The organism is Rhodococcus sp. EPR-157, from assembly GCF_001647195.1.
Taxonomy (GTDB): domain Bacteria; phylum Actinomycetota; class Actinomycetes; order Mycobacteriales; family Mycobacteriaceae; genus Rhodococcoides.
This window is the reverse complement of sequence record NZ_LVCV01000431.1, coordinates 1-9959: the sequence shown is the minus strand read 5'-3', so window position 1 is coordinate 9959 and position 9959 is coordinate 1. Positions and strand designations below refer to the sequence as shown.

General features: G+C 61.7%; 8 protein-coding genes and 1 tRNA gene. 4 read left to right on the top strand and 5 right to left on the bottom strand.

Annotation, left to right across the window (positions count from 1 at the left end):
* Nucleotides 1–140 precede the first annotated feature (140 nt).
* Nucleotides 141–593, top strand: a complete 453-nt coding sequence (locus A2J03_RS20120; protein ID WP_068377561.1) for a GNAT family N-acetyltransferase — start codon at nt 141–143, stop codon at nt 591–593.
* A gap of 1 nt (nt 594) precedes the next feature.
* Here A2J03_RS20120 and A2J03_RS20115 read toward each other — a convergent pair whose 3' ends face one another.
* Nucleotides 595–1968: a DEAD/DEAH box helicase gene (locus tag A2J03_RS20115; RefSeq protein ID WP_068377560.1), complete on the bottom strand. Its 1374-nt coding sequence runs from the start codon at nt 1966–1968 to the stop codon at nt 595–597.
* A 253-nt stretch (nt 1969–2221) separates the two neighbouring features.
* A complete protein-coding gene (locus A2J03_RS20110) occupies nt 2222–3532 on the bottom strand; it encodes an HNH endonuclease (RefSeq protein ID WP_068377555.1) in 1311 nt (436 codons plus the stop codon).
* A gap of 276 nt (nt 3533–3808) precedes the next feature.
* On the opposite strand from A2J03_RS20110, the gene A2J03_RS20105 reads away from it, so the two are divergent.
* The 3 genes from A2J03_RS20105 (at nt 3809) to A2J03_RS31220 (ending at nt 6135) form a co-directional block, all read left to right on the top strand.
* The gene (locus A2J03_RS20105; protein WP_068377551.1) at nt 3809–4501 is read left to right on the top strand and encodes a recombinase family protein; all 693 of its coding nucleotides are present in this window, start codon (nt 3809–3811) and stop codon (nt 4499–4501) included.
* A 90-nt stretch (nt 4502–4591) separates the two neighbouring features.
* Entirely contained in the window at nt 4592–5914 is a 1323-nt protein-coding gene (locus tag A2J03_RS31225; RefSeq protein ID WP_068377549.1) for a tyrosine-type recombinase/integrase, read from the top strand.
* Nucleotides 5914–6135, top strand: coding sequence for a hypothetical protein (locus tag A2J03_RS31220; RefSeq protein ID WP_068377546.1), 222 nt, complete (start codon nt 5914–5916; stop codon nt 6133–6135). Before A2J03_RS31225 ends, A2J03_RS31220 begins: the two co-directional genes overlap by 1 nt.
* Before the next feature lie 46 nt (nt 6136–6181).
* On the opposite strand, the gene A2J03_RS20090 is transcribed toward A2J03_RS31220, so the two are convergent.
* The 3 genes from A2J03_RS20090 to A2J03_RS20080 all read right to left on the bottom strand — a co-directional run.
* Nucleotides 6182–8095 carry an AAA family ATPase gene (locus A2J03_RS20090; protein WP_068377545.1) on the bottom strand — a complete coding sequence of 638 codons (1914 nt, stop codon included), beginning with the start codon at nt 8093–8095 and terminating at the stop codon, nt 6182–6184.
* Between the two features lie 224 nt (nt 8096–8319).
* A tRNA-Arg gene (locus A2J03_RS20085) sits at nt 8320–8395 on the bottom strand.
* Nucleotides 8396–8429: 34 nt separating this feature from the next.
* Nucleotides 8430–9959 (bottom strand): ABC transporter permease (locus tag A2J03_RS20080; RefSeq protein WP_156520479.1); only part of this gene is annotated, 1530 nt, incomplete at its 5' end.

The following is a 9959-nucleotide window of genomic DNA, read 5'->3' as shown; positions in this document are numbered from 1 at the left end:
CCACCGACAGCCCAACTGTGAAGCTGCTCATGACCGCCGCGGTCGCCAACTCTGCAGGCGTCAATGCTGTTCGCTTGGGAACGTCCGCGGGGCTGTCGGTCACCTGTCCAGTGTGCCAGTTACCGACTTAGACTCTCGCGGTGATCACCGTCGACGAAGAAGAATGGGACACCCCGGTAGGCGCACAGCTGCGGGCTGCACAACGGGCAGAGCTGGATGCCCGGTACGGCAGCAGCGATCACGAGCCCGGTACGGCACCGTCGGTGGACGACATCGTCGTCTTCGTCGTCGCGCGGGACGATGACGCCGTCGGGATCGGGTGCGGTGGGCTCCGGTTGCTGGGCAACCATGAGGCCGAGATCAAGCGCATGTATGTCGTCCCGGCACAACGGGGACGCGGCGCTTCGGTCGCAATCCTGCGCCGGCTCGAGGACAGCGCGCGAAGGTTGGGAATTCGCGTACTGAAGCTCGAGACCGGAACAGGGCAACCGGACGCCGTTCGGTTCTACGAGCGCGAAGGGTATTCGAAGATCGACCCCTTCGGCGCCTACGTAGACGAACCGACGTCGCTATGTTTTGCTCGAACGCTGTAGGTCAGCGAGTCCGCTGGCTTGCCGCTGGACCTGCAGGCCGGCGACGACGTCCACCGACGGCGGCATGCTGACGCTGACCGCCCTCGCTGGAGCCGCCACGTGAACTGCCACTGTTCCGCGGGTTCCCTCCGCGAGGAGCGCCGTTGCGCGGACGGGGCGTTCCCTGACGCTGTGGCTGAGGTGCTGCCTTGGGTGCAGGCTGTACGTATCGGGCCTGCTCACCGACCAGCTCGGCTACCTGGGGCGAATCTGCAGTGACCCGAATGGGCGTCACCTTGATGTCAGCCTTGCGCAGCAGAATTGCAGTGTCTTTGCGCTGTTCGGGCAGAACGACCGTGACGACGTCTCCGGCGCTTCCCGCACGAGCGGTGCGGCCGGAGCGGTGCAGGTACGCCTTGTGCTCGGCGGGCGGATCGACGTGGACGACGAGCTGGACATCGTCGACGTGGACTCCGCGTGCAGCGACGTCGGTGGCGACGAGAACACGAGCGTCGCCCGAAGAGAAGGCGAGCAGGTTGCGGTCACGCGCTGCCTGAGACAGGTTGCCGTGCAGGTCGACGGACGGAATGCCGGCGTCGGTGAGCTGCTTGGCGAGCTTGCGTGCCTGGTGCTTGGTGCGCATGAACAGGATCCGGCGACCGGTTCCCGACGCGAGCTGCTGGACGAGCTTCTTCTTCGCTTCGACGCCGTCGACCTCGAAGACGCTGTGCGTCATGGCTTCGACGTGCGAGGTTGCCTCGTCGACCGAGTGGGTGACCTGGTCGGTGAGGAAGCGCTTGACCAGCTTGTCGACGCCGTTGTCCAGCGTCGCAGAGAACAGCAGACGCTGTCCCTTCTGCGGTGTGGCGGCGAGGATGCGCGTCACGACTGGGAGGAAGCCGAGGTCGGCCATGTGGTCGGCCTCGTCGAGCACGGTGATCTGGACTGCGTCGAGGCTCACGTGGCGCTGCTTCATGAGGTCTTCGAGACGTCCGGGGCATGCGACGACGATGTCGACTCCGCCGTTGAGTGCCGAGACCTGACGATTCTGCGAGACGCCACCGAAGATGGTGGTGACCTTGAGCTTGTATGCCGCTGCCAGCGGTTCGATGGCGACGGCGATCTGAGTTGCGAGCTCGCGGGTCGGGGCGAGGATCAGTCCCCGCGGGCGACCGGGCTTGCGGTTGCCGGGGAGCTGTCCGGCGAGCCGGGCGACCATGGGGATTGCGAAGGCGAGGGTCTTGCCGCTGCCGGTCTTGCCGCGCCCGAGGACGTCGCGTCCTACGAGGGTGTCGGGCAGGGTGTCGGCCTGGATGGGGAACGGTTCGGTCTTGCCCTGTGAAGAGAGAACGTCGGCGAGAGCGTGCGGTACGCCGAGTGAAGCAAAGGTAGTCATAGTGATGGGTTGCGCCTTTCGGGCAGGGTGTTGCACCCATGGGCTATGGCCCGAGAATGCAAGGGTGGCGAGACTGCCGGCGGGCAGTTTCGATCGCCGTAAGAAAAGCCTGTGCAGGGTGCACATGGACTACGCGGCCGGAGCCGGGCGGAAGTAGAAGCATTCCACGACGTCTGACGTGCTGCTACGCGCGTCATCTCCGAGTGTAACTGCTGACCCGTCACGATCCTTCCCCGAGTGATGCATCAGGCATTCACGCAACCGTCAGGTTCAGTGTGAGCTCGTGTTCGAAGAACGATGAGTAGCGCCGTGCTACCGGCATTCGCGGTGCCTCCGAGCTGTATGCATGTCCGGTCGGAGTTTCGAAGTCGTAGATGTGGACCACACCTTTCGCTTTCGGTCGAGGTCCCGACTCCCAGCCATCGGCTTCCTTCGCATGGTTGCATGCTGCGCACAGCCCGGCACCGTTGTTCGCGGTGGTTTTACCTCCGCGGGCGACCGATTGGATATGGTCGCGGTGGCGGATCGGAGCATCGCACCACGGAGTCCGGCATGTGCGGTCTCTGAGGTCGATGAGTCGGGCCAACGCAGTCGGGAAGGTCCGCGATTTCGATTCCATCGCAGTGAGCGCTCCCGACGATGGTTCGGCGTAGAGCTTTCGGAGGGTAACCAAAACGTCCTCTGCGAACGCGTCCCGGACGAGTTGTCGCGCGATCGATGCGGGAATGTCGCCGTAGCCGTCGAGGTGGGCGGGTTGTTTGCCGCCGGCGAGGAGGGTTTCGTCGGACAGTACGAGGTTGACGGCTACTGCGGCCCCGGCTTTGGCGGTCGATGCGCCTGTGATGCGTTCGTACGCAAGGTCGGCCATGACCTGGTCGCGGGTGCGTGTTTCGTCGCCGACGCCCACGATCGAGTCGGCGGCCTTGCGTAGTGTTGCCCACATGCTGACGGCGCGGTCCATCGACGTCAATGTCTTGAATTCGCACATGTAGTCGGGTTGTGGGCGGGTGCTGGTGCGGCGCTGGGAGAATGCCTTCTGTTTCTTCTTCACTACCGATGCCGGATCGAGTTGAGCGGCCAAGGCTTTGGCCTTCGACTCGATGGCTTTGTCGCCGAGGTTCTTCAGCGTCGCCGGGTCCGAGCACAGCCGCTTGTCGATGATCTGTCGGTCTTCGACTGTCAGGCATGCTGTTTCACGCACGAGCAGCGTCACGCGCCATTCGTTGAGTTCACCAGCCAGTAGACGTGCATACGTGTGTGGCATTTCGTGGACCAGTGCACGGGCGAGTCCGAGGTATCGGCCCCCTTTGTTCGGTGACTCGCGCCTGGCGAGCCCGATCTGCGAGGCAACCCCAGCGCGCCACTGCGCCTTCGGTTTACCGATTGCACGCCTGTGCTCGGCGATCGCAGTGGCCACGCCATCGGTTGCGCTGGCTTGAACGGCCGAACAGGTCGACTTCAAGGTTTCGAGCGCAGAGATCAGGTCGATCCCGGCAGTGGCGTCGACGGTGCCCGTCGACTGCTGCAGCTGCGCAACCAACTTCAGAACTTCGGATGCTTCCACGAGATCCCCCTGAATCTCTCGAACATGTGTTCGATAATAGCAACGCTGGTAGCGGGGCGCAATATCTATTGCGGGGAGAAGTTCTGCCAGGTGGGGCCAGGCCTGTTCGCCAATTCCTCAGTCCACCGGAAGCTCCGGGCAAAGCTCGTCACCGCGTGACCGGTCCCATTCAGATTGTTTGTCTTTGGGATCAGAGCGGATTCGGCGTCGGAAACGTTCATCACGACCGACGGCGACGTTTCCGGCCCCACTCAGTAAGGCGAACAGGAGAACGAAATGACGACGATGCAGGCGCTCGACCAGCGCGAACACTCGGGTCCAAAGCTCAAGGGCCTCAGGGTTATCGGCTATGCGCGGGTCTCAACCAGCGCGCAGGAGAAGGGGCACGGCCTCGGCGCACAGTCTGATGAGATGCGTAGGTACTGCCAAGTCAACGAGCTCCAGTTACTCACTGTCACATACGATGTCATGAGCAGTGGCAGCGTACCCAAGTTGTTCGGACGCCAGACGGCCATCGCAGCAATTGAGTCTGGTCTCGCGGACGGCCTGCTGGTTCGGGCCCTGGATCGCGCCACGCGGGACCAGCTCGATGCGGCATCAATCGCCAAGCGCGCCAATACAAATGGTTGGACCTTGCTCGATACGCAGGGAGCGAACTCCAGCGATGCAAGCCAGCGCCTGCTCTTCGACATTCGAGTAGCGATGGCCGCTGAAGAGAAGCGCAAGATCAGCGAGAGGACCAAGGAGGGCTTACGTCGGGCCAAGGCTCAGGGCCAGCAGCTCGGCAGGCCGTCGAAGATCGACCCGTCCATCGTCGCGGAGATCATCGCTATGCGCCAGGAGGACGGCCTCAGCGCAAAGGTCATCGCTCGCAAGCTGGACGAGTACGGGGTGCCCACCCCAGGTGACGGCCTCCAGTGGCACCACAGCACGATTCGCCGCCTGCTCCAGCGAGAGGGCGTGGCCTGACATGGACACGTTCGCCCTGATCCTCGTGGTCGTCCTGCCCCTCGCCTTCATCGTCTTGGGCGCAATCTTCGGAACCGGAAAGAAGTAGCAATGCCCCACATCGAGAAGGCAGAGACTAAGCGCACCAAGGACGGCAAGCCAGTCCCGTCGTATCGGGTGCGGTGGACCGAGAAGGCACGCGACGAGCACGGTCGACCCATCCCCTTCAATCCAAACCGTCCCGATGGTCGCGCCAAGGAAGTGAACCGACAGCGCACCTTCCGGTCTAAGGAAGCAGCGCAGGAGTACTGCGACGAGCTGAACGCGAAACGGCACAGAGTAGTTGCCGCTTCGCCGTCGGAACTACGCAAGCTCGGAGACCAGGCGCTTGGATACTTCGCCCACCAATACTTCGAGGGCTTGGCCGGGGCGGTGAAGCCGAGGTATGCGCGGGAGACCGAAGCCGTCTACAAGCGCTACATCGCAGACGCCTTCGCCACGCGGGCCGTCGCCTCGATCACTGCCGCAGACATTCGCCGGTTTCGGGCTGATCTGCTGAGTCCGCGTCCGAAGCGCAGCTACCGACCCGACGAACCGGTGGAGATGGTCACTTTGGCGAGGACCACGATCAAGCCCGCGTACGACGTGTTGCGGAGGATCTTGGACGTTGCGGTCGTGGACGGCGCTATTCCGGCGAACCCTGTGCATTCGGTTCCGCTCGGTCGGACCACGGCCACCGTCGACGCGGACACCCCCGAGTTCGAGCCGCGGCCACTTACCGCAGAACAGGTGGGCGCTGTCACCGACCACATCGCGCGTATCCAGGGCTACCCGATCTACGCGTTGGCGGTGACGACGAGCGCCTACAGCGGACTCCGCGCGGGAGAGCTTGCCGGCCTTGATGTCGGGGACGTTGGCCTGCCGGAGGTTGAGGGGAGCAATGGGTCTCTGCGGGTGACCCGGACTAGACGAGCGGTGCGGGGTGGTTTCGAGACAGGCACCCCGAAGAGCAAGCGAAGCCGTCGAACGGTGCCGATTGACGGTTGGTTGGCGGACGACCTGCGTCGGTACCTCTACGAGGTACACCCGTTCGGCAACCCCGACAGCGCGGACTACGACCCGAACACACCGTTGTTCCCTGGTCGGTATGCGATGGGGGAGACGTTGCCGGACGGCCTGACCCAGGACGCGATCCGACCAGAGCGCGCGACGGTCGTTGACCCTGAGATACGTCGGAAGAACGGAGCCGCCGACCGCCGCAACGCGACCTACGACCCGACGGCGACCTGCATTCGGCCCGCCCCGTCCGAGGGGTACAAGTGGAGCGTTCCGATCAACCCCGGCAACATCGCTGACCACTACTTGAGCCAGCCCTACGCTCGGTCCGCCTGCCGCACTCCCGCTGGCACGACCTCCGTCACACCTTCGCGGTGATGAGCCTGAGCGCGGGGGAGCACTACATGCAGGTCTCGAAGTGGCTCGGGCATGCGTCCTACGTGACCACGCTCAACGTCTACGCCGACTACATCGCCGAGAACGAGGGCGGCAAGCAAGCACCGCTCACCCGTCCCCCGACGGAACCGGCACCGAAGCAGACGGCCTCGCAAGAGGCGTCGAACGTAGTGCCGCTCTTCGGTAGGAGGTCAGTGGGGTAAGCGAGCGCACCACCTCAGCTTCTACTCCACAGTAACGAGTAACCGACTACGGCAATGCGGCATTGATCGCCTTGACGGTATCTTCAAATCTTTGCAGTGTCTCGTCAGAAAGACTGGCTAGTGATTTGTCGAGCGTTCGCAGGAATTGGGCTGCTACCTCGCCGTGATCGAATGCAGTTCGAGCGCGTTCAATCCGTTTCACTATGCGGTCACTGCCGTTTAGGTCTGCAATCTTGAGTCGAGTCTTGTAAGTCTGATTGTAAAGTTTCAAGTATTCTTCAGGGGCGAAAAGATCTTCGATGTCCGCTTCTCTCACATCGGTATAATCCGCTATGCTTAAAATCTTTGAGCTACTCAGCCGCCCTCGCTCTATTGTGTTCTCTATTCGCTGGCGGGGACTATTCCCGTCAAGAAGAACGACAATGTCAAGTTGTGTCCCCACGAGGGAGATGAAGGTCGGTATATTGGTAGCGCCACCTGCTGGTAGGAGTCGAGTGTCATCTGCCAACGATGCGCGTCCCTTTGACTTTAAGTGCTGCGAAATCATCGAGAGATAGATGTAGTCTGAGACGCCCTCTACGAGTACGTTTTTGTTGCCGATGAAAAGACTCTGAACAATGTCGTAGCCGAGGGCGGCCTGCAACGGGAATAGTGTGTCCGAGTCCGAAACCATTCCAGCATCGTTGGTCACAGTAGAGCCGACTTCTGGACCCTTATCCTCTGCGATTCGAGTGCGTGACAGGCTGTTTGTCCTGACCATGAACGGCGAATGGGTCGAATAGAGTATTTGCCTATCTTTGGCGAGCTTGTCTTCAATTGTATCTAGTAGATCCATCTGCGCACGAGCATGCAGGCTCAGCCCAGGCTCGTCAAGCAGCAAAATCAGGTCGGCCTCCTTCTCAAACTCCAAGAAGGCGGCTATGAACGAAACGAACCAACGGAAGCCGGTTGACCTGCGGTCAAGGCGATTGCTGAAGTCGTGGCGGGTGTCCTCGACGCGGAACTGCAAATAACGCTCGATTCGAGAATTCTGATATCCATCTGTAACCTGCTTTGCCTCGATTGATACGCGCAACTTCAGATGTGCGTTCTGGTGCCACTGGTCAGTTACCCGCTTTGTTAGTAAGCTGGATACTGACTCAAGTTCGGCGTTGGACTCCTCAAAATTCCAGTCACCAGCAGCGTCAGGTGCGATTCTTGCCAACTTTAGAAAATCCGCGGCTGTCTGTATTGCTTCAACTTCGGACCCATTCTTGATGGCCGTAGCTACCGAATCGAAGTCGTATCTTCCGTCCAGCTGCGCATAGGTGCTGAAGTAGAACGTTCTTGGGACAAGTTCTTTGAGTAGGTCGTCTATTGCACTTCGCAAACCCTTGGTGGGGCCAAAGGTTTCAGCAAGTCGGGCTGCCGCATCTCGTGCAGCCCCAGCAATCTCGACGGATTCTGGTAAATCGTCTTTTTGGTTTATGCATTCATTTACCAGAGCTCGTAGTTTGTCAACCGTGCCTGGCGATCCGATTGCGCTCTGTAAGACTGCTGGCAAGCTATTAATGAACGGGTCAACGTAGGCAGCGTAATTTATTTGCGCTTCAATATTCAAAGTTCCGGGATGTTTGTACGAGCGGCTGGCTACAATTTCACGAGAGTCCAGTACGCCGGGTTCGAAAGTGTCTTCGATGTCTTGTAGCTCCGAGTCGCTGATGGTGAAAGTGGCAGTGATCGGAACCGCGTCGTCAATCACGCCGGTTATTTCGTGTTCCTTCTTCAGCCAGCGCGGGTATTCGTCAAGCATACTTAGGTTGGACGCTGCATTAGCTGGGTTCAGGGTGTGCAAGGCCTGCAGGAGAGCAGATTTGCCCGCCTCATTCTTTCCGACGATGCAGGTGACGTCATCGGCCGTGACTTCACCTGAATCAATGATGTTGCGGAAAACGCGAACGCGGAATGACTTCAGCTTCATGTTGCCCCTAGGTGCGCGGTACGTCGTGGATCGAGCGAGCTTGAACACATCCTGTCATCACGTACCGACAGGTTTGCACAAGGTGTCTCGGCGGCATGTTGCTCGATGCGATGCAGAGCTGATCGGCCCGCGCTTCACGCGTAAATCACGCGCGTTTCGCGCTTGCGGAGGCCGGTTCCGGCCCTTGGATCTGGCGTCGCAGGCGCACTACCTGCGGTTATACGTGGTGCCCTCGGCAGGATTCGAACCTGCGACCTACCCTTTAGGAGAGGGTTGCTCTATCCCCTGAGCTACGAAGGCGAGTTGTGCACGGACGAGTGTACCGGTCGCCGGATCAGTCGGCCGCAATAGCATCGACGATGGTCGACCGCGAGGCGTGCACGGCCGGCGGTAGTGACCCGACCAGGGCGAGGAGCAACGCGACGAGTCCGTAGAGCAGGATCGACGGGTCCGCCGTGTACTCGATGGCGATGCCTGTGCTTGCGCCGAGGATGAGGGTGCTGAGGTACTGCAGCGCGGCACCGATTGCCAGCCCGAGCACACCGCCCACGATCCCGACGGACAGCGCTTCGCTCAGCACCATCCGTCCGAGTGTTCCGCGGCTCGCGCCCATGGCCCGCAGCACACCCAGTTCTCGGCGTCGTTCGAGGACCGACAGCATCAGGGTGTTCAGCAGCGCGACAGCCGCGACGACGGCCACGATCCATTGCAGTGCCACGGCGAGCGCACCGGCCTGCGCGATGGATGCGCTCGCGCCTTCGAGTGCTTGGGTGCCGGAGTAGACGTTGACCTCGGGCGGAAGGGTGTCGTCCAACGTCTTCTGGACGGTGTCCGAGTCGACTGCGATCTCCAGATAGGTGGCGCCTGGGCGGTCGTACCATTCCTGCATGGAGTCGAGTGAGATCGCCATGGTTCCGCCGGCGGCATTGAGGTAGTCGACCACGGCAAGAACTTTCACCGGCCGCACTCCGGTGGGAGTGGGAAGTTCGATGGTGCTTCCCGTCGAAACATTCAGCGCGAGGCCCAGATTGCGGGATATGGCGACACCGTCACCGCGCAGCACAGCAGCTTCGACGGACTCGTCGAGGACCGAGAGTGTCACGGCGTTGCTGCCCTCGGCGACGCCTTGGATGGCGACTAGTTCGTCGCCGAGGTCCGCGTACGCCCACTGCCCTTCGACGGCATTCGTCACCCCGGGCGTCGAGCGAATCTGCTGCACCACTGCAGGATCCAATGTCGCGCCCGCGGGCACCGCGTAGCTGGAGGTCAATGACACGAACACGTCGGTGCGGCCCAGGGACGACAACGACTCCGTCGCCGAGCTCGTCAGGTTGTTCAACGCCCCTGACACACCGACGATGACGCCGACTGCCACCACGATCGTCATGACGGTTGCCCAGATTCGGCCCGGCGCGCGTTCGATGGTGGCGCTTGCCAGTCGCCCGGCGCCACCCCAGCGGCGTGGAACGTTACCTGCGACTCCGACGATGATTCTGGTACCACCCACGCACAGCGCGACGACGCCGATGAGGAAAACGGCGCCCGCAGTCAGTGCGGCTTGTCCGTCGACCGTCACAGCCAAGACGACCGACCCGGCGATCGCTACGGCACCGAGCAGTGCGACACCGAAGGCGAACCGACCGGACGGCCCCGACGAGGTCTCCGACCCGCCCACGGCGAGAGCCTCGACAGGGGAAATTCGATATACCTGGACGGCTGCCAGGGCAGACGCCGCGACACACGCAGCTACGCACAGAACGATCGCCGAGGGGATTGCATAGCCCGGCAACACGTATTCGATTCGGACGTCGAACGCTTCGATCAGAAACGGGGGCAGGCTGTCGATTGCAAGGTGCCCCATCAG